Annotated in this window: 17 protein-coding genes and 1 pseudogene; 9 read left to right on the top strand and 9 right to left on the bottom strand. The window is 54.0% G+C overall.

Translation table 11 applies throughout. From position 1 onward, the window contains the following. Window positions 1–8 precede the first annotated feature (8 nt). A complete protein-coding gene (locus tag KGP16_RS22820) occupies window positions 9–743 on the top strand; it encodes a GntR family transcriptional regulator (protein WP_021179530.1) in 735 nt (244 codons plus the stop codon). An 87-nt stretch (window positions 744–830) separates the two neighbouring features. Beyond that, window positions 831–2,996, top strand: coding sequence for a YgiQ family radical SAM protein (locus KGP16_RS22815; RefSeq protein WP_021179531.1), 2,166 nt, complete (start codon window positions 831–833; stop codon window positions 2,994–2,996). A 131-nt stretch (window positions 2,997–3,127) separates the two neighbouring features. On the opposite strand, the gene KGP16_RS22810 is transcribed toward KGP16_RS22815, so the two are convergent. The 4 genes from KGP16_RS22810 to yqhD all read right to left on the bottom strand — a co-directional run bounded on the left by KGP16_RS22810 (window position 3,128) and on the right by yqhD (window position 7,142). After that, window positions 3,128–3,733, bottom strand: a complete 606-nt coding sequence (locus KGP16_RS22810) for a transglycosylase SLT domain-containing protein (protein ID WP_021806846.1) — start codon at window positions 3,731–3,733, stop codon at window positions 3,128–3,130. 139 nt (window positions 3,734–3,872) lie between these two features. Beyond that, window positions 3,873–4,688 carry a 2,5-didehydrogluconate reductase DkgA gene (gene dkgA / locus KGP16_RS22805; protein WP_021806845.1) on the bottom strand — a complete coding sequence of 272 codons (816 nt, stop codon included), beginning with the start codon at window positions 4,686–4,688 and terminating at the stop codon, window positions 3,873–3,875. Between the two features lie 87 nt (window positions 4,689–4,775). Further along, entirely contained in the window at window positions 4,776–5,822 is a 1,047-nt protein-coding gene (locus KGP16_RS22800) for an NAD(P)-dependent alcohol dehydrogenase (protein ID WP_094983148.1), read from the bottom strand. Between the two features lie 156 nt (window positions 5,823–5,978). Beyond that, a complete protein-coding gene (gene yqhD, locus KGP16_RS22795; RefSeq protein ID WP_094983147.1) occupies window positions 5,979–7,142 on the bottom strand; it encodes an alcohol dehydrogenase in 1,164 nt (387 codons plus the stop codon). Between the two features lie 221 nt (window positions 7,143–7,363). Between yqhD and KGP16_RS22790 the strand changes: the two genes are divergently transcribed. Continuing rightward, window positions 7,364–8,248 carry an AraC family transcriptional regulator gene (locus KGP16_RS22790; protein WP_223501563.1) on the top strand — a complete coding sequence of 295 codons (885 nt, stop codon included), beginning with the start codon at window positions 7,364–7,366 and terminating at the stop codon, window positions 8,246–8,248. Here KGP16_RS22790 and KGP16_RS22785 read toward each other — a convergent pair. Further along, window positions 8,245–9,267, bottom strand: a complete 1,023-nt coding sequence (locus KGP16_RS22785; RefSeq protein WP_021806841.1) for an NAD(P)-dependent alcohol dehydrogenase — start codon at window positions 9,265–9,267, stop codon at window positions 8,245–8,247. The genes KGP16_RS22790 and KGP16_RS22785 overlap by 4 nt on opposite strands. 105 nt (window positions 9,268–9,372) lie before the next feature. On the opposite strand from KGP16_RS22785, the pseudogene KGP16_RS22780 reads away from it, so the two are divergent. Further along, a pseudogene (locus KGP16_RS22780) lies at window positions 9,373–10,277 on the top strand (LysR substrate-binding domain-containing protein). Here KGP16_RS22780 and KGP16_RS22775 read toward each other — a convergent pair. Further along, complete coding sequence (locus tag KGP16_RS22775) at window positions 10,272–11,852, bottom strand: MFS transporter (RefSeq protein ID WP_223500401.1); 1,581 nt, start codon at window positions 11,850–11,852, stop codon at window positions 10,272–10,274. The pseudogene KGP16_RS22780 and the gene KGP16_RS22775 overlap by 6 nt on opposite strands. Here KGP16_RS22775 and KGP16_RS22770 point away from each other — a divergent pair, their 5' ends adjacent. Next, window positions 11,853–12,746 (top strand): LysR family transcriptional regulator, encoded by an 894-nt coding sequence (locus KGP16_RS22770; RefSeq protein ID WP_021806838.1) that lies wholly within the window; start codon window positions 11,853–11,855, stop codon window positions 12,744–12,746. A 51-nt stretch (window positions 12,747–12,797) separates the two neighbouring features. Here the strand turns inward: KGP16_RS22770 and KGP16_RS22765 are convergent, their stop codons facing one another. Continuing rightward, entirely contained in the window at window positions 12,798–13,454 is a 657-nt protein-coding gene (locus KGP16_RS22765; RefSeq protein ID WP_021806837.1) for a DedA family protein, read from the bottom strand. A 569-nt stretch (window positions 13,455–14,023) separates the two neighbouring features. Between KGP16_RS22765 and exbB the strand changes: the two genes are divergently transcribed. The 3 genes from exbB (at window position 14,024) to cui (ending at window position 16,224) form a co-directional block, all read left to right on the top strand. Next, window positions 14,024–15,016: a tol-pal system-associated acyl-CoA thioesterase gene (gene exbB / locus KGP16_RS22760; RefSeq protein WP_081050685.1), complete on the top strand. Its 993-nt coding sequence runs from the start codon at window positions 14,024–14,026 to the stop codon at window positions 15,014–15,016. 3 nt (window positions 15,017–15,019) lie between these two features. Continuing rightward, a complete protein-coding gene (gene exbD / locus KGP16_RS22755) occupies window positions 15,020–15,442 on the top strand; it encodes a TonB system transport protein ExbD (protein WP_021179543.1) in 423 nt (140 codons plus the stop codon). Window positions 15,443–15,699: 257 nt separating this feature from the next. Then, a complete protein-coding gene (gene cui, locus KGP16_RS27735) occupies window positions 15,700–16,224 on the top strand; it encodes a colicin immunity protein Cui (RefSeq protein ID WP_218520282.1) in 525 nt (174 codons plus the stop codon). 17 nt (window positions 16,225–16,241) lie between these two features. On the opposite strand, the gene KGP16_RS22745 is transcribed toward cui, so the two are convergent. Beyond that, complete coding sequence (locus tag KGP16_RS22745) at window positions 16,242–17,087, bottom strand: colicin-like pore-forming protein (RefSeq protein ID WP_223500399.1); 846 nt, start codon at window positions 17,085–17,087, stop codon at window positions 16,242–16,244. A gap of 501 nt (window positions 17,088–17,588) precedes the next feature. On the opposite strand from KGP16_RS22745, the gene KGP16_RS22740 reads away from it, so the two are divergent. Next, window positions 17,589–19,778, top strand: a complete 2,190-nt coding sequence (locus KGP16_RS22740) for a TonB-dependent siderophore receptor (protein ID WP_223500397.1) — start codon at window positions 17,589–17,591, stop codon at window positions 19,776–19,778. 42 nt (window positions 19,779–19,820) lie between these two features. On the opposite strand, the gene KGP16_RS22735 is transcribed toward KGP16_RS22740, so the two are convergent. After that, complete coding sequence (locus KGP16_RS22735) at window positions 19,821–20,639, bottom strand: shikimate 5-dehydrogenase (RefSeq protein WP_223500396.1); 819 nt, start codon at window positions 20,637–20,639, stop codon at window positions 19,821–19,823. Window positions 20,640–20,730 lie beyond the last annotated feature (91 nt).

Genomic DNA, 20,730 nt, shown 5'->3' with positions numbered 1-20,730 from the left:
TGGGTCCGATGAATGATTTTATTGCCTGGCTGCGTCAGCAGCTTTCACAGGCAGCGGCGGCACCACGTTACATCCAACTGGCGAATTCCCTGGAAATTGCCATCAAGCAGCGTGTGCTGGGCGTCGGCGATTTTTTACCGCCGGAACGCGTGTTGGCTGAAGCATTGGATTTGTCACGCGTTACGGTCAGTAAGGCGATGAGGTTGCTGGAGGAACAAGCGCTGGTCTCACGCCAACAGGGCATTGGTACTCGAGTGGCCATGCACATCGGTTATTCCCTCAATCAGGATAGCGGCTTTACCGCGCAGGTTTTGCGCAGTGGCAGCAGCGTCAGCAACCAATGGCTGTTGCGTTCCTGCATAAAGGCACCCAGTGAGGTAGCCAAGGCGCTGGAGTTGGCAAGCGACAGTATCGTGGTCAAGCTACGCCGCCTGCGGTTGATGGATGGCAATCCGGTATCGTTGGAGACCACCTATATCCCGACCCGTTTTTTGCCCGATCCCGAAGAGCTGGAACACTCGCTGTATGCACTATGGAAGTCGCGAGGGATTGTGCCAGAGGGCAGGCATTTTTTATTGAAAGCGGTTGCCAGCAATGATGAAAACGCCAGCTTGCTCAATGTGCAAAGCGGCACGCCGCTGTTACGCATTGTCCAGATCAGCCGCAACGTTCAGGGCGAAGTGCTGGAGTTCAGCGAAACGCTGTGCCGCAGCGATGTGTACGAGTTTGAGGTCAAAAGCTGAGTAATCTGAGAAATAACCATGCTCTTTTGGCGGCGAGTGCGTATAATCGCCGCCCGGCGATAAATTAACCTGCACAAGAGCACCCGAATGAGCACTACCAGCCTGATCCAACCCGAACGTGAATTGTTCTCCTATGAGCCTTATTGGGCCGAATGTTTTGGCCCCGCGCCGTTTTTACCGATGTCGCGTGAGGAGATGGACCAATTAGGCTGGGATAGCTGCGATGTGATTGTGATCAGCGGGGATGCTTACGTCGATCACCCAAGCTTTGGCATGGCGATTGTGGGCCGCATGCTGGAGGCTCAGGGCTTCCGCGTGGGGATCATTGCCCAGCCGGACTGGAGCAACAAAGAAGACTTTATGCGTTTGGGCAAACCGAACCTGTTCTTTGGTGTGACCGCCGGCAATATGGATTCGATGATCAACCGCTATACCGCCGATCGTAAGCTGCGTCATGACGATGCCTACACCGCCGGTAACGTGGGTGGCAAACGCCCGGATCGCGCGACGCTGGTCTATAGCCAACGCTGTAGAGAAGCCTATAAAGATGTTCCGGTCATCCTGGGCGGTATCGAAGCCAGCCTGCGCCGTATTGCCCATTATGATTACTGGTCGGATACCGTGCGCCGTTCGGTGCTGGTGGATTCCAAGGCCGATATGCTGATCTACGGCAACGGCGAACGCCCGCTGGTGGAGTTGGCGCATCGCCTGGCGGCGGGTGAAAAAATTCAGGACATCCACGATATCCGTAACACCGCCGTGATGCGTAAAGGGGCCATGCCGGGCTGGAGCGGGGTGGATTCTACTCGCTTGGACAAACCGGGCCGCATCGAGCCAATCCCTAATCCTTACGGTGAAGATTTGCCCTGTGCCGATGGCAGCACGCCAGAGCCAGAGGCCAAACCCGTCACCGTGCGTGCCGCCAAACCCAAACCGTGGGAAAAAACCTATGTGTTGCTGCCTTCCTTTGAGAAGGTAAAGGCGGACAAGGTGCTGTATGCCCATACTTCGCGCATCCTGCACCATGAAACCAACCCGGGCTGCGCGCGTGCGTTGATGCAAAAACACGGCGACCGCTACGTGTGGATCAACCCACCGGCGATCCCGCTCACCACGCCGGAAATGGACAGCGTGTTTGCCCTGCCGTACCAGCGTGTGCCGCACCCATCCTATGGCGAAGAGCGTATCCCGGCCTACGATATGATCCGTTTCTCGGTGAACATTATGCGTGGCTGCTACGGCGGCTGTTCGTTCTGTTCAATCACCGAGCATGAAGGGCGCATTATCCAGAGCCGTTCGGAAGACTCGATCGTGCGTGAAATCGAAGAGATCCGCGACAAGGTGCCGGGCTTTACCGGGGTGATCTCCGATCTGGGTGGTCCAACGGCCAACATGTATATGTTGCGCTGTACCAACCCGCGTGCCGAGCAAACCTGCCGTCGCGCCTCCTGTGTGTATCCGGAAATCTGTACCTATATGGATACCAACCATGAGCCGACCATCAAACTTTACCGCCGCGCCCGTGAGCTGGAAGGGATCAAGAAGATCCTGATCGCCTCCGGGGTGCGTTACGATCTGGCGGTTGAAGATCCGCGCTATATCAAGGAACTGGCGACCCATCACGTGGGCGGCTATCTGAAGATCGCGCCGGAGCATACCGAAACCGGGCCATTGTCCAAGATGATGAAGCCGGGGATGGGCAGCTACGATCGCTTCAAGCAGCTGTTCGACCAGTATTCCAAACAGGCAGGTAAAGAGCAGTATCTGATCCCTTATTTCATCTCCTCGCATCCGGGTACCCGCGATGAGGACATGGTGAATCTGGCCCTGTGGCTGAAGAAAAACCGTTTCCGTCTCGATCAGGTACAGAACTTCTACCCGTCGCCAATGGCGAACTCCACCACCATGTATTACAGCGGCAAGAACCCGTTGGGTAAGGTGGGGTATAAGAGCGAAGACGTGTTTATTCCGAAGGGCGATCGCCAGCGCCGCCTGCATAAGGCATTGTTACGCTATCACGATCCGCTCAACTGGCCGCTGATCCGCACCGCGTTGGAAGAGATGGGGATGAAGCACCTGATTGGTGGCCGTCGCGAATGCCTGGTGCCAGCACCGAGCATTGACGAGCAGCGCGAGGCCAAGCGCTTACAGCGGCATACCCGCCCGGCGTTGACCAAGCACACGGACATTACCCGCCAGCGCACGCCGTCCAACAAGCCACCGCGCAAGCCTATCCGCAACGGTAAGGCCTGATAGAGCAGGGAGCCCAAGTGGCTCCCTTTCTTTTATCCCCTCTAGGGGATATTCCATAAATTATCCCTTGGTGAGGATATTATTTTGTTATCCCTTTCAGGAAAGACGCTATGGAGCTAGCTATTGCCAGGCTACAAACTGTTATACGCCGCCTCGACCTTCAGCATATAGCGCGGTGCCTGCGGTGAGGGATGGTACTGGCGCACATGCCAGTGAAAGGCCTCGGGTGACAGGTTGTTGATCATTCTGATGGCTTTTTTGCGATCGCTGGAGAAGGTACGTAGCAAGGCTCCTGCGCCGTTGGCATAGGCCACTTCAGTGGCATAGCGGCGGGTCACCGGATCGTCAATCCACTTCAGTTGCTGCTGTTGCAGCGCACCGATATAGGCTGCCCCCAGATCGATATTGGTTTCTGGATCCAACAGATCGTCATCATCCGGGCAGCCGCGTTTGCCTTTAAAGCGGTAGGCATCACAACCGGCGGTATTCGCCTTGAGCTGCATCAGGCCGATGGCGTTGGAAGGGCTGACAGCCTTGGGGTTAAAGCCGGACTCTACCTGAATAATGGCGGCGATCAGCTTTTCATCGACATCATACTCGTCGGCCGCGTCTTCGATTTCATCGTCATAGGCGTGAGGATCGTGGCTAGTACGCTGATGCTTACTGGAACAGCCCGCCAGCACCAACAGCATTAACACCATGGTCAGGCGCGGCAAAGATGAGAAAGAGAAGGTCATGAAACTCCAAGCTGCTGTGATCGGATCGCTGCGCCATATCATAGCGCCAGTGACCGATAAGATCTTGGGTTAAAAGCCAATTAACGCGAGAGGCTGCCAATAATAAAGCAACGGGGCCGACAGTGCGACCCCGTGATGTTTACAGAGAGTCTGGATCCGGCCCCAGGCGGTTACCGATATCCAGCTTGGTGATTTCGCCCAGTTCGTCCTTATCCAGTTTGAAATCAAACACCTCAAAGTTTTCACGAATGCGCGCGGGCGTAACCGATTTCGGGATCACGATCAGGCCGCTGTCCAGATGCCAGCGCACGACGATCTGTGCCGGCGTCTTGTTGTACTTCTCCGCCAGCTTCTTGATCAGAGGTTGATCGAAGACGCCTTCACCCCCTTGCGCCAATGGGCTCCAGGATTCGGTGGCTATGTGATGAGTCGCGTTCCAGGCGCGCAGCTGGCGCTGTTGCAGCAGCGGGTGCAGTTCGATCTGGTTGATCACCGGCGCGACGCTGGTTTCATCCAGCAGGCGTTGCAGGTGTGGCGTGTGGAAGTTACAGACGCCGATGCTTTTCACCAGCCCTTGCTCACGCAGTTTGATCAAGCCGCGCCAGGCTTCGACATACCGATCCTGTGCCGGTTTCGGCCAGTGGATCAGGTAGAGATCGACGTAATCCAGCTTCAGCTTTTTCAGGCTGGTTTCCAGTGCTGCCTGCGGATCGCCCTGATCGTCGTTCCACAGCTTGGTGGTGATAAACAGCTCTTCACGTGGGATCGCGGTGGCTTGCAGCGCGGCACCCACCCCTTCCTCGTTTTTGTAAATCGCGGCGGTGTCGATGGAGCGATAGCCGACTTCCAGCGCCTTGGTGACGGCCTGCGTAGTTTCTTCAATGCTGGCTTGCCATACGCCGAGTCCCAACTGCGGCATCAGATTACCATCGTGGAGTTTGATGATGGGTTGCATGCGCTATCTCCTTATGACTGCTTTCAGGCCAAAGCCTGCTTACATGAATTTTAGTTCGCCACCTCAGCGCTTGCCGAGTTTGCGAGCTCAAGCGTGCATATCCAGTACGATACGATAACGGGCCTTGCCCGCTTCAAGATGCGCGATGGCATCGTTGACCTTGCTCAATGGGAAATGCTCCACCTGCGGCTCAATGCCATGCCGGGCGCAGAACGCCAGCATATCGGCCAGGCGTGAAGGGGCACCGGTAGGTGAAGCGGAAAGTTCAGCCTGTTTGCTGATAAACGAGAATACCTGAACCGGCACCGGGTCGGGGATCGCCCCAACGAAGTGCAGGCGGCCTTTCGGGGCCAAGGTGCCGATAAAGGCATCCCAATCTAAAGAGGCGCTGGCGGTGACCAGAATAAAGTCGAGCTGATTGGCGATGGCCTGTAATGCGGCGCCGTCATTGCTGGCCACCACGCGGTGTGCACCCAACGAAAGCGCTTCGTCACGTTTGCTGTTGGACGAGGTGAAGGCGGTAACTTCACAGCCCCAGGCATGCATAAAGCGGATCGCCATGTGGCCCAGGCCGCCGATACCGACCACGCCAACGCGCTGTGTCGGGCGGACATCGTACTGCAATAGCGGGTTGAACACCGTGATCCCGCCGCAGAACAGCGGCCCGGCGCTGGTCACGTCAACGCCTTCCGGCAGTGGGATCGCCCAGGCCCAGTGGCTGCGGATGCGATCGGCAAAACCGCCGTGGCGACCAATGATGGTAGGTTGTACCTCGTTGCACAGATGCTGATCGCCAGACATACAGGGGTGGCAGTGCATACAACTGCCGCGGTTCCAGCCAACGCCCACCACCTGGCCAATCTTCAGCCCTTTGTTCTGCGCATGGGCACCGAGCTTGGTGACTTTGCCCACCACCTCATGGCCGGGCACGAACGGATAGTGGGTCATGCCCCATTCATTATTGAGCATGGAGAGGTCGGAGTGGCAGACGCCACAGTAGTCGATAGCAACTTCAATTTCTTCGTCGCCTAATGCACCGGCGTCGAAGGTAAAGGGTTCAAGCGGCTGTCCCTGGCCGGGCGCGGCCCAGGCACGAATGCTATTGTCAGATACGGAGCTGGATTGGTTCGCCATAAAATTCTCCCATGAGTTAACGAGACGATGTTATGCGATGCGATCGAAAGCGCGGACAAGGCGCACAACCGTGCCCGATGATCGGTCGGGCACGGTAAGTAGAAACTAAAGCCTAGCAGGAAACTGTGATGTTGCGATGAAATCGTGCGCCAGCAATTAGCGTGCCGCTTGATAAATGCGTTGGCTGACTTCCAGCGTAATGTCCCCATGCTCGCCCAGAGCGGTCATGCCGTGCTGGTGCAACTTGTCGAGCAGCGCAGGGATGGAGCTACCGTCGAGTTGATAATCAGACAAGCGGGTTGGCACGCCCATTTGCTCAAAGAAGGCACGGGTGGCGGCAATCGCGCCGTCGATACGGCTTTCTTCGGAACCCTCACGCAGACCCCAGACGCGATCGGCGTACTGCAGCAGTTTTTCGCGCTTCTGGGCTTTTTTCTCTACCAGCAAGGCAGGCAGGACGACGGCCAGGGTTTGCGCATGATCCAGACCGTGCATGGCGGTCAGCTCATGGCCGAGCATATGCGTTGCCCAGTCTTGCGGCACACCGGCACCGATCAGGCCGTTCAGCGCCATGGTGGCACTCCACATCACGTTGGCACGTACCGCATAGTTTTCCGGTTCGGCCAGCGCACGTGGGCCATCTTCCAGCAGCGTTAACAGCAGGCCTTCGGCAAAGCGATCCTGCACCTTGGCATCGACCGGGTAAGTCAGGTATTGCTCAATGGTGTGGACAAAGGCGTCCACTACGCCGTTGGCGATCTGGCGCGGTGGTAACGAATAAGTCACCACCGGATCGAGCACGGCGAACAGAGGCTGCACCAGCGGGGAGAAGAAGTGCTGTTTGTCGCCGCTGCTCTTACGGGTGATCACCGCGCCGCTGTTGGACTCGGAGCCGGTCGCTGGCAAGGTCAGTACGCAACCCATCGGTACTGCGCTGACGATCTCGCTGCCCACGGTTTTCAGGATATGCCAAGGATCGCGATCGGCCTGGTAGTCGGCCGCTGCCGCGATGAATTTGGTGCCATCAACCACTGAACCGCCGCCGACCGCCAGCAGGAAGTCGATCTTTTCTGCCCGCACGACTTCCACCGCTTTCATCAGGGTTTCATAGGTCGGGTTAGGCTCGATACCGGAGAACTCCTGCACGTTGCGGCCAGCCAGCGCGGCATAGACCTGATCCAGCACGCCGTTGTTCTTCACGCTGCCACCGCCGTAGGTGATCAGGATGCGGGCGTCTGCCGGGATTTGTTTGCCTAATTCGGCAATCTGGTTTTTACCGAACAGGATTTTGGTTGGGGTATGGAGGATGAAGTTTTGCATTATCGTATTCTCTTTTCGGATCAGGGAAGCGCCAACGGCGCAAAATAACTGGGGTCTATTGTCGGCAACCTGGCACGATCGCACAATGCACATTCCTGTCGGTGTCTTGCCTATTCCTACACTACACTGTAGAAAATGCATGTTTATGGTTATTATCCGTGTCGAATTATTCAGACGACCAGAGGGGCTTGCTGATGGAGAACGTTGAACTACGTAGCCGTATGGCGCGCCAGGCGATGCGCTTTGCCACTGCCAAAGGCTATAGCCCAACGCCCGTACCCATGGTGAAGGTGCTGTATTCCGACGAATATTACCCGCGTCAGCCGGTGATGTATGAGCCAGGCATTGTCATCATCTTTCAGGGTCATAAGGTGGGCTACTGTGGCAGCAAGGTGTTTCAGTACGATCCGCGCAATTACCTGCTGATGACGGTGTCGCTGCCGTTTGAGTGTGAAACCTTTGCCAGCCCGGAACAGCCGCTGGTGGGGCTGGCGGTCAATATCGACACCCAGATGCTTCAGGATCTGCTGATCGATATCGGTGATGACGATTACCTGATGCAGCCTAGGGGTGAAAGCTGCGGCGTTAACCTCTCGGTGCTTAGCGATGAAATGCTGTGCGCCACCGAACGTCTGTTGGACGTGATGGAGAAACCGTTGGATGCGCGGGTGCTGGGGCCACAAATCGTGCGTGAGCTGCTTTATTACGTGCTGCGTGGCAGCTGCGGTGCTTCGTTGCAGGAGCTGGTTAACCGGCATACCCATTTCAGCCAGATCGCCAAGGCGTTACGGCGGATTGAGAACCAGTATGCCGAGAACCTCAACGTCGAACAGTTGGCGTATGAAGTGAACATGAGCGTGTCGGCGTTTCACCATAACTTTAAGGCGGTGACCAACACCTCGCCGCTGCAATATGTGAAGTCGTATCGTCTGCACAAGGCGCGTTTGCTGATGCTGCATGACGGTCTTAAGGCCAGCACGGCGGCGATCCGCGTGGGTTACGAGAGCGCTTCGCAGTTCAGCCGCGAGTTTAAGCGGCTGTTTGGCATTACGCCGAGCGATGAAATCGCCCGGCTGCGGGACAATAGCGCCATCATGCAGGGTTAGCGCGTCAGGACGATTTTTCCGAACGGACCGCGATCTAGGTGATCGAGCGCCGCGTGTAGCTGATCGAAACGGTAACGCTGGTCGATGACGGGCTTGATGCCGTTGGCGTCGACGGCGCGAACCAGATCTTCCAATGCGCGGCGATGGCCGACGGCAATCCCCTGGATCTGTGGCGACTTCAGCAACAGCAGGCCTGCGGGGATGGCGATCTCCGCGCCTTCCAGCATGCCGATCACGGAAATACGCCCGTGGATCGCCACCGCACGTAGGGAGTTGAGCAGATTGCTGCCACCCACGGTTTCGACAATATGATCGATACCGCGATCCTGCGTCAGTTGATAGATCGACTCCACCCAATCCCCTTGCAGGCGATGAATGCCGTGATCGGCCCCTAACGCCTTGGCACGTAGCAGTTTCTCTTCGCTGCCGGAGGTGATAAAGACCTGCGCTCCGTGGGCTTTGGCAATCTGTAGCGCGAACAGGGCAACACCACCGGTGCCTTGCACCAATACCGATTCACCAGCACGCAAATGGCCGCGTTCTGCTAAGGCGAACCAGGCCGTCAGCCCGGCGCAGGGCAGGGTACTGGCTTGGGCATCGTCTAGTGTGGTAGGTGACGCGCTCAGCCAGCTCTCATCAACCACCACGTATTCCGCCAGCATCCCTTGATAAGTACCGCCTGATGCACGATAAGGCGGAGTGCGGGCATCACCGTCAGGTTTTCCGTCGATCCAGTCTGGGCTAAAGGTAGAGATCACCCGATCGCCAGGGCGAAAACGCGTGCTGCCGCTTCCCACCGCGTCTACCACGCCAGCCATATCCGAGGCAGGGGTAAACGGCAGCGGCAGATCCAACGGCATGGTGCCTTCTATCACCATCTTATCGCGGTAGTTCAGCGCCACGGCGTTCACTTTTACCCGTACCTGATGTGGGCCCGGCTGTGGAATAGCGCTTTCGGTTAATTGCAGATGCTCACGCCCTACGGCGTTCATCGTCCAACGTTGCATGGTATCGGCCATGTGGTGCTCCTGATGGGTTGAGGATATTCACAGATAATAACGTTGATTTAAAATCACCAGTGGCGATAATTTTTCCCAATATTGTTTCCTAAAAGGCTACAAAAAATGAGCGACCGATTAAGCGGTATCTCGGTATTGGTCAGCGTGGTGGAGGCGGGCAGCTTTGCGCTGGCGGCCAACAGGCTGCATCTTTCCCGTTCGGCGGTGGGTAAAACTATCGCCCGGCTGGAACAACGGCTGGGCGTGCGGTTGTTTCACCGCACCACCCGCAGCCTGAATCTGACTGACGATGGCGCGCTGTTCTATGAGCGTTGTTTACGGGCGTTGGAGGAGATCCGCGTCGCAGAGAACCTGCTGGAAAGCGGTAAGCGGCAGGTCAGTGGTCGGTTGCGGGTCTCGATGCCAGTGCTGATTGGCCGCCTGTGTATCGCGCCGGTGCTTACCGCGTTGGCGCGTGAGCATCCAGGATTGGAACTCGATCTGTCATTCAGCGATCGGGTGGTGGATGTGGCGAGGAAGGATTCGATCTGGCGGTGCGTAACGGCCCATTGCCAGACAGTGCCGGGCTGGTGGCTAGAAGGCTAGGGGATAACCGTATGACCCTATGCGCCTCGCCGGATTATCTGGCTCGCTGTGGTGCCCCAGACAGCATTGAGGAACTGCCCCAGCACGATGCCATCGCTTATCGCTACGCCGCAATGATACGTAGCTGGTTGATCCCGCAGGCAGACGGAACAATGCGAGAAGTGATGCCTAAACCCCGTTTGTTGATGGACGATCTGCAGGCGATTGCCGACGCGGCGGTGGCCGGGTTTGGCATTGCCTGGCTGCCATGCTGGCTAATCCGTGATGCCTTGCTGGAAGGCCGATTGCAGCAGGTATTGGGGGAGGTACCGGGGAAAGACTTTGAGGTGCATGCCGTCTGGCCGCTTACGCCGCATTTACCCTTGAAAGTGCGGCTGGCGGTGGATGCGCTGGTCAGCCACCTGCCCGCGAGGATGGCGCTATAGCCGCGCCTTTCGGCTCAGCAAAAAGAATGCCGCGCCAGCTGAAATAATAGTAAAGAGCGTGAGTATCAACATTAGGGCGCTAAAGCCTTCCTGGTATGCGGCCATTACCAGAGCAGGGTCTAGGTTTTGAGAGAGGCTCATATCCCCCATAACCAGGCGTTGGACAAGCTCGCTATTATTACTCTGCGGTTGCAGACGAAGGAGGCTGCTGTTGACCAGGGTTATGAGCATGGCAATGGAGATCGCAAGAGCCATGCCTTCACCTGCTACACGGGTCGTGTTAAAAACTCCAGCCGCCATGCCCGCTTGTTCTTTGGGCACCACACTTACCGCTAGCCCATCCATCAGTCCCCAGGGAAAACTTGTTCCTATACCGATGATCAGCATGGACAAGATTAGCTGCAGATGATCGCCAATGGGGACGCGACTGAGGATGTACAGCCCTGAGGCTGCCAGCAGAAAACCGACGCCAGAGAGGGTTCCAGCAGTGATCCAACGGGTTAACCAAGCGGCCAGTAATGGCACCACCAGCATTGGCGTCGAAAGTGCCAGCATGACCAGGCCACTTTGGATGGGGGAAACGCCTTCAACGCCGATCAGCCTGAATGGCAGCAGCACTATCAGAACGATGTAGCAATAGCAGGTTCCTAAAGGAAGTATCTGGACACCGATGAAACGTGGGTGCCTGAGCAGGCTGAGTTCGAGCATCGGCTCCTTTGAGCGTAGCTCAATAACCACGAACGCTATCAGGCAAGTCAGCGCGCTGATAAGTATGCCCACGATCAACGATGAACCCCATCCCGCTTGTGGGGCGAGGATGATCCCGGTGGTGAAAAGTACGAGCATCGCTGAAAAACTCGCCAAACCGGGGAGATCCAGCTTTTGAGCCTGCTGATTCTTACTTTCGTGCATCTGTGAAACGGAGGTGATGAGCGCCGTTGCAGCGAGTATTGCGGTGGTAATGAAGATCGAGCGCCAGCCGAACTGTTCAATCAGCGCACCAGCAATCATTGGGCCAAATGCCAAGCCTAGGCCAAAGGTCGTTCCCAGCAGGCTAAAGGCTCGGGTTCTATCGTATCCTTCAAACTCTTGCGCCAAAGCGGCCGAACCGCTAGCGAGCGCTGCTGCAGCGGCTATCCCTTGAACTGCCCGCAATATATCCAGCCAGACAATGCTGGTAGCACTGGCCAGAAGTAAGCTTACGATGAGGAATAGCAGAAGGCCCCAGGTGAATAAGCGTTTACGTCCGTAAATGTCTGAAAGTGTTCCGGCGGCCATAAGTAGGCTACCGAAACTCAACATGAATGCGTTGGTTACCCAGGCTTGGGCAGATGGGCCGGCGTTGAAAACCTTGCTGATGGTTGGGGTAGCGACGGCACCCCCGGTGAAGCTCAGCGGTAATACCAGAGCGGCTAGGCAAATAGCGCCTAGAACGTAGTAACGGCCTTTGGAATTGTTACCCATTGCGTAATCCCTCATTTTTATAGCAATCTGGGAAACTAAATCTATAGAGGTCGTAATGTTGAATAAATGGGTTAAAACTCCTCTTATAATGAACAAAAAGGTCTTAATCATATGGAGAGTCTCACCGGCATCCTCTCGTTCGTGAAAACCGCAGAATCGTTGAGCTTCGTCTCTGCCGCACGTGCCATAGGCATTTCCGCGACGGCGGTTGGAAAGAATGTTGCGAGGCTGGAGGCCTCTCTGAACGTTCGCTTGTTTCAGCGTAGTACCCGTAAGGTTAGCCTCACTGTTGAAGGCGAAATGTTCTACGAACGATGCCGGAAAATCCTTGATGACTTACAGGACGCTGAGGCTATGCTGTCGCATGCGGTTCAAGCTCCCCGAGGTCGCTTGCGGGTCAGTCTGCCCACTATCGGGTACCGCTTTCTGTTACCAATAATGCCTGACTTTCGCAAAGCCTACCCGGAAGTTGAGTTAGAGTTGGATTTCAACGATCAACTTGTTGATCTCATCGATGATGGGTTTGATGTGGTGATACGAAGCGGTGACCTTGTGGACTCGCGGCTGATGTCGCGTAGGCTTGGGCCTTTCCGTTTTGTTCTTTGTGCCGCCCCTGCTTATCTGCAACGTAAAGGGCGACCTGAGAAATTGCCCGATCTGGAGTTGCACGATTGCCTTCGTTACCGTTTTGTCACGACAGGTAAAATCATGGACTGGACATTAACGGCAGACCCCGAAATAACCCGGTTGCGCCTAAATTCTTCCCTGACGTTGAATAACATGGAGGCAATGCTGATGGCGACCATTGACGGGTATGGCATTGCTTACATGCCTGATTTTTTAGTCAAGGAGGCGTTGGCCATGGGCGATCTTGAGACGTTGCTTGATGCTCACACCAAGGAGCAAGGGCTCTTTTGGGCGCTCTGGCCTTCAAGTCGGCATCTATCACCAAAGATCCGCGTATTTGTAGATTTTATCTGCGCCCAACTTTATAAGCAGGTGTAAGAGGCATCTTGATATTGGTTACCGTGGCGGTGGGCAAAACCGCCACCCGATTCAGGAAGCGCGTTTTTTACGCCAAACGACCAGCATCACGCCCAGCAGCCCAACGACCAACAGCACCATCGGCAGGATCATCAGCCCGGCCATCACCTGATCTTCGTGGCGTTTCACCAGTGGGATTTGGCTAAAGGCATAGCCTAGCGTGACTACCGAGCCTACCCACAGCAAGCCGCTGAGCCAGTTAAAGATTTGAAAACGGGCGCTATTGAGGCCCGAGATACCGGCCATGGTAGGCAACAGGGTGCGTACAAACGCCAGGAAACGGCCAATCAGCAAAGCGACCAAGCCGTGGCGGTTAAACAGCATGTGCGCACGCTGGTGGTATTGCGCTGGTAGCTGTAGCAACCAGCCTTTCACCACCGAGGTATGGCCAAGCCATCGCCCTTGCAGATAGCTGAGCCAACAGCCAAGGCTGGCGGCGACCGTCAGAATAATCAGCGTGGGGATAAAGTTCATCACGCCTTTGGCGATCAAGGCACCGGCCAACAGCAGTAAGCTATCTCCGGGCAGGAAGGAAGCGGGCAACAAACCGTTTTCCAAAAACAAGGTGGTAAAAAGGACGGCATAAACCACCCAAATCACGCTGGGATCGGCAAGTGCAGTAAAGTCTTGCGTCCACAGTGCGTGAACAATTTCTCTTAATACATCCATTCTTTATCCTGGGGTGCCTGGGCTGACTTTCTATAGGCTACCGTGCTGTTATAGCCATGCTCACCGGTAAATATAGGCCACACACGGCGGTGAGGCCCTTGAGCACCATATAGTGTACCGCTATTAGCTTAAGCGGACATTAAACAGAGCATAGAAAATGTGGTAAAGGCCGTAAAACTCGGAAAAAGTACAGGCGACCGTCGGTATGGCCAAGTAAAAACGCCGTAAAACCTTGTACCTTGCTGTGTGATTTTATCTAGCCCTTACGTAGGGGAATGCATGCCTCGCTTGCAGACGTTTTCCCGCAGTGATGGCTGAGCTATTCACACCGTTTGAGGCCTGTTGGGGTAAAAAGCAGCATTTTGAGTGATGATTTTGTTAGCATTATGGGGGGGCAATGTTATGCCAAACGACGCGCAAACCCTGATAGTGACTGGGGTTGTATCATTTTTTGCTCGTCGATGCGTAATTCTTCAAATAATAATGATAACTACTATCAATCCCTGATTGGTTTGATATGATCGCACGCTGAATTCTTCCTTCAATGTTGAAATGGGTGGAGGCACAGCGTGAAAACGGCTGGCAAAATGACAAATCAAAGTGCTCAGGGCGCAGGCCGTGGGCAATGGGGCGCATTGGGGCGCAGTGTGATCGCCTCACTGGTATTGGTGGTGGGGTTGGCGGGCAACGCTCAGGCGGCACCGGCCACTGCACCAGCAGTCGCTGAAAGCGTTGGCGCGGCAACGACACCGGCCACACCAACAGCGGTAACCCCAGTGGCGGGTACCCCGGAAAATATCACCCCGGTTAATCCTGAACCGACCATCCAACCGCCTGAAACGCGCGGCATGGACCTTTCCGTCTGGGGCATGTATCAGCACGCCGACATCGTGGTGAAAATCGTGATGATTGGCTTGGTGCTGGCGTCAATTGTCACCTGGACCATTCTGTTTGCCAAAGGCAGCGAGCTGTTTCGTTCCAAGCGCCGTCTGCGCCGTGAGCAGTTGGCGCTGGCCGACGTGCGTTCGCTGGACGATGCCTCCGAACTGGCGCAAGATTTCTCACAAGAGAGCATCACTGCGGTGCTGCTGCAAGACGCGCAGAACGAACTGGAACTGTCGGCGGCCTCTAACGACAATAACGGTATTAAAGAGCGTACCGGTTTCCGTCTGGAACGCCGTGTAGCGGCCTACGGGCGTCAGTTGGGGCGCGGCAATGGCTTCCTGGCCACCATCGGCGCCATTTCACCGTTTGTCGGCCTGTTTGGTACCGTATGGGGCATCATGAACAGCTTTATCGGCATTGCCCATTCGCAAACCACTAACCTGGCGGTCGTTGCCCCGGGGATTGCGGAAGCCTTGCTGGCCACTGCGCTCGGTCTGGTTGCAGCAATCCCTGCGGTAGTGATCTACAACATCTTTGCTCGTGTCATCGGCGGCCACCGTGCTCAGGTGGGCGATGTGGCGGCACAGGTGCTGCTGCTGTTGGGCCGCGATCTGGATCTGGCGGCCTCGGCCGATGCCAAACGTTCGCAGCATGCGCACCAACTGCGGGTGGGGTGAGTTATGGCGATGCGCTTAAATGAAGATCTGGACGACAGCGGCGAACTGCATGAAATCAACGTGACGCCGTTTATCGACGTCATGCTGGTGCTGTTGATCATCTTTATGGTGGCTGCGCCGCTGGCAACGGTAGATATTCGTGTCGATCTGCCAGCTTCTTCCGCTAAACCGCAGCCGCGTCCGGAAAAACCGGTGTTCCTGTCGGTGAAGGCAGACAAGCAGCTGTACGTGGGCGATGAGCCGGTGACGGCGGAACAGCTGACGGCGGTGCTGGATCAACGTACGCAGGCGAATAAAGAAACCACCATCTTTTTCCAGGCGGACAAGACCGTAGATTATGAAACGCTGATGAGCGTGATGGATACGCTACGCAAAGCCGGCTACCTGAAAGTGGGGCTGGTGGGAATGGAAGGTGTGGCCAAGTAACGCTTAACACCGCTGTTAAAAACATCTGAAGGGGCTGTTTAGCCCCTTTGTCTTATCTAGATACCAACCTGAAAATTCCTACGCTACTCAGTGATTGCGCTTCAATAGCCTGAATGGTGCCTGTGGTATTCCGGCATTGAACATTTCTTGCAGAAATTCTGGCATGTTACAATTGATAATGATACTCTTTATCAATTGAGTGTATTCAAGAATGGTATAGAGAATAATTAGTATTAATTGCAAAATTTGGGGGCGTGATGCGGGAAGGGGAAAGCGGTATCGCTGAGCGAAAACTGTTTATGACATTAGCTGTTGGGCTATGTCCCTTGTTTTTACTTTTCTGTTACTTTAAATTAAACCCAACTGCCCAACTATTTGAACTTGGCGTTGAGATAACTAAAATTCACCCGATAAATATATCCTCTGATAATATTTTATTAAGTTCAGTCTTAGGATTGTATTGCAAGTTAGCGTTATTTTTTGCCTTTTACTTTGTCATTAAATACAGAAGTCATCTAAGGCTTAAGCTTAGTGGTGTCGGTTTGTATTCGATAATAGTCAGATTTTTTCTCTTCTCTATCGTTTACGCTATATATATTTATATGTTTATTTTTTGCTCACTTGATGTATCACATGGAAACAGACTGCTTAAATTCTTATCTTCTAATGATTATTTTCTTTTTGTCTATTACGTGATTACTTTTACTGGGATATATTTATTTACTTCACTTTTCCTATGGTTTTTGGTGAGGTTCCCATCAGAGTACGCAACCCGACGATAAGAGTGCCGGGCTTTATATCAATTTAATAACTCTATGATTTTATTGTTCAGTGTTTCGGCAAGTGACGCGTCAATAAAAGATGACGCAATGCTAATTACCAGGATGGCGGCTATTACTGGTAATACAGACATTGAAAATAAAGAGAGTATTCCAGTCACTATTGCCAAGGCAACACTAGACGCTACCCCACTCAACACCATGCCCTCAACCTCTAACATCAGTGGCTTCCAATTCCCAGATTCGTAGCCCTCTATACTTTTTTCGCGTATTTTCTCAGCCTTAATCACCAGATCTGCGACTTTAAAGAATCGGCCAAAATTACTGAGCTTGTTTGCCATGTCGTTAACATTCGTATACCTCCAGGCATGAATAATAGCATCTCTGTCTCCTTTGTTGATTTTCATACCAGGGGTTGACATAATTTTATTTAAAGATGCCATTGCATCATTAAAGTTTCTTATTCTCTTTCCTTGGAAATTTTTAATGTTATTGGCAATTTCATCAGCAGCAAGTTGGTAATTTTTACCCAAACGTTTACTGATCCCTTCTGCTGAGCTGGAAACAATGGTAGAAATGTTTAGCAAAAACGCTTTTTCTGCTTTGGCCTTTGCCTCCTTTTGTTTTTTAAGTGCCTCTTTAAATGTGCCCTTATTCATTCCACCAAATTGAGCAAATCGAGTCATGTATACTTTTTTGGCTAAAGGCATATTACCTTTGCTCAATGCACTTCTGAGCTCTTTATAATCTTTTCCATTCTTTATATAGGGACAGTTTTTCTGTCCGCAGCGCAGGCAAATATTATTGTCTAATAACTCCTTGGTTTGGTCAGATACTGAGTTATCTCCTGCAGGCCAAACAATCATTAGATCGCCAGAGTCAATACCTGTTGTAGGCCAACCCCCAAGCGCCACCGTCCCATGCTAGTCCCGGTTCTGGAGCTACTCCATTATTCCAACTGTAGGGATCGTAGCCAACAATTTCATCAATCATATGAGTTCCTCTTCTTGTTCACAATTAGGTTGAGCTCTGTATATGTGTTTATATACAGTATTGAGAATGATATTCGTTTCCAGTGAGCAACTCAGTGAATGATAATGATTCTCAGTTGTGCCGTAACTGACACAAAACTGACAAGTGTTGGCTTTGCCAGCTATCCTCGCTGCTCCCTGATGTGCCGCCTGTTGCATAACCCTCGATAGCCATATTTGCCATTCTTCCGCTTAAAAAATAACCCGCCAGAAGTATGGAGAAATTGTGAATTTACGCTTTCCTGCGTTTAAGTGGTAATAATTATCATTACAATTCGCAATTACAAAAATGGTTACAATTATTATTATCTACTTTAAATAAAAGGGATTATTACGATGGTTATACCTAACAACAGCAGACTGCGACCTTGTGCGATCTTGTTGGCGGGGCTTTTCAGTAGCGGTGGGATGGCGGCAGAGGAGGTGCCAGCAGAAGACAGCGAGACCATGGTGGTGCGTGCCACCGCGGCGGAAGAACTGAAACAACAGCCCGGGGTTTCGATTATCACCGCCGAGGATATACGCAAAACGCCACCGGTCAACGACCTCTCCGACATTATCCGCAGAATGCCAGGCGTCAACCTTACCGGCAACAGCGCTAGCGGTAGCCGAGGTAATAATCGGCAGATTGATATAAGGGGAATGGGGCCGGAAAACACCTTGATCCTGATCGACGGTGTCCCGGCAACCTCACGTGATTCAGTGCGTTATAGTTGGCGTGGCGAAAGGGATACTCGTGGCGATACCAACTGGGTACCCGCAGAAATGGTTGAACGCATTGAGGTGTTACGTGGCCCGGCGGCAGCCCGCTATGGTTCGGGTGCAGCTGGCGGAGTAGTTAATATCATTACCAAACGCCCAACCAAAGATTGGCATGGCACGCTTTCGCTGTTTACCAACCAGCCTGAAAACAGCAAGGAAGGGGCGACCAACCGCGCCAACTTCAGTTTAAGCGGCCCGCTGGTCAGTGACGTGCTGACCATGCGCCTGTTCGGTAACCTCAATAAAACCGATGCCGATGCCTATGACATCAACACCCAGCAGAACGGTTCCTATGCCGCAGGGCGTGAAGGCGTCAGAAACAAAGATATCAATGCCTCACTCTCCTGGAGAATAGACCCGCAGCAGATCCTCGACTTTGACTATGCCTACAGCCGCCAAGGCAATATCTACGCGGGCGATACCCAATACAGCAATGGCAATCTCAGCCCAGGCGGTCTGGTGGCTTCGCTGTACGGCCAGGAAACTAACCGCCTGTATCGTCAGAGCTACGGCATTACCCATAATGGCATCTGGGACTGGGGCCAATCCCGGCTGAACTTTAACTATGAGAAAACCAACAATACCCGTCTGGCGGAGGGCACAACTGGCCGCATCGAGGGGATGATCAACGACGATACTTACAACACCAGCCGGCTGGAGAATTATCGCACCGGCGGTGAGCTGAATATCCCGCTGGATCTGCTGTTTGAGCAGAACGTCACGCTGGGTGCCGAGTGGAACCGTGAAAAGCTCAACGATCCGGCATCCATGCAGATGACCGACTCCAGTGGCATCATCATCGGCGGCGTCTCTGGCGATCCCTCCGAGCGCAGCGCTAAAAATAGCGCCGACATCAGTTCACTTTATTTTGAGGATAACATCGAGCCGCTGGCGGGAACCTTTGTGATCCCTGGGCTGCGCTTCGACTATCACAATAAATATGGCGCTAACTGGAGCCCAAGCCTGAACATTTCGCAGGAGCTTGGCGAGTATTTCAAACTGAAGGCCGGTATTGCCCGAGCCTTTAAAGCGCCAAACCTATACCAGTCCAGCGAAGGCTATCTGTTATCCACCCGTGGTAACGGGTGCCCGAAGGACATAGTTTCAGGCAGCTGCTATCTGCTGGGGAATAACGATCTGGATCCGGAAACCAGCGTTAACAAAGAGATCGGCCTGGAATTTACCTGGGCAGGTTACGATGCAGGCATCACCTATTTCCGCAACGACTATAAAAACAAGATCGTGGCGGGCACCGAGATTGTTGGCTATGCCTCTAACGGTTACAACATCTTGCGTTGGGAAAACGGCGGTAAAGCGCTGGTCGAAGGGTTGGAGGGTAACCTGGTGGTGCCATTGGTTGAGGACATGCTCACCTGGCGCACCAACGCGACCTATATGATCACCTCCGAAAACAAGGATACCGGTAATCCTCTGTCGGTGATCCCCAAGTATACGGTGAATACCCTGCTGGATTATCAGGTCACCGATAAGCTCTCCACCAACCTGAATTGGACGATGTATGGTCGGCAAAAGCCGCGCGAATATGCGGAGATCCGTAACGAAGCCGGCACGCTTTCCACTCAGGAAGTCGGGGCTTATTCGGTGGTGGGCATTGGCGTCAATTACGATCTGATGAAGGATCTGAGCCTGAAAACCGGCGTCACCAACCTGTTCGACAAGCAGATCTACCGTGAAAATGAAGGGGCTTCGACCTACAACGAACCGGGCCGGGCCTATTACGCGGGCCTGACCCTGTCGTTCTAATCGCTGCTGGTATGACGTATCCCCTCTGGTGAGGGGATACCATTAGCCACGAGCATGTGCCGCAGCGCGAGAGATTTGCTCATCGGAAGGACGCACGCCGGTGTACAACACAAACTGCTCCAAAGCCTGTAAAGCGATCACTTCTGCACCGGTCACCACCTGCAAACCCTGCTCCCGTGCATAGCGGATCAGCGGGGTTTCTGCTGGCAGTGCAACCACGTCGAAAGCGATCTTGGCAGCCTGAATGGTGGCTGGTTCAAAGGCCAACTGCTTGGCTTCGCTACCGCCCGCCATGCCGATCGGCGTGACGTTAATCACCATCTCAACCTGTAAATCGCCCACTTCTGGCAGCCACTGATAACCATACTGCGCTGCCAGCGCCTGGCCCGCCTGTGGGTTGCGCGCAATGATATGGCCGTTCTTGAACCCTGCATCGCGCAGGGCGGCGGTCACCGCTTTGGCCATACCGCCGCTACCACGCAGGGCAAACGAGGTGGCCGGGGGGATCTGGTATTTCGCCAGCAGTTTGGCGATGGCGATATAGTCGGTGTTATAGGCCCGCAGGAAGCCGTCGTCGTTGACGATGGTATTGACTGACTCAATGGCCGTGGCCGATGCATCCAGCTCATCAAGGAACGGAATACAGCTCTCCTTGAACGGCATGGAAACCGCACAGCCGCGAATACCCAAAGCGCGCACGCCGCCGACCGCTGCCTGAATATCTTTGGTGGTGAACGCCTTGTAGATGAAGTTCAGATCCAGTTCCTGATACAGATAGTTGTGGAAACGGGTGCCGAAATTGCCTGGCCGACCGGCCAGTGACATACACAGCTGCGTATCTTTGTTGATTTCACGACTCATAGCAGGCCCTTAGCGCATTGAAATAAGTGTCCCCACCGGCTGGCAAGCATCCGGCGGGGATAATCGGTTCAGCTTACGCCAAAAGACGGGG

Source organism: Serratia sp. JSRIV006, from assembly GCF_019968685.1.
GTDB classification, from domain to species: domain Bacteria; phylum Pseudomonadota; class Gammaproteobacteria; order Enterobacterales; family Enterobacteriaceae; genus Chania; species Chania fonticola_B.
The sequence above is the reverse complement of the archived record's forward strand: the minus strand, read 5'-3'. Positions and strand labels throughout refer to the sequence as shown.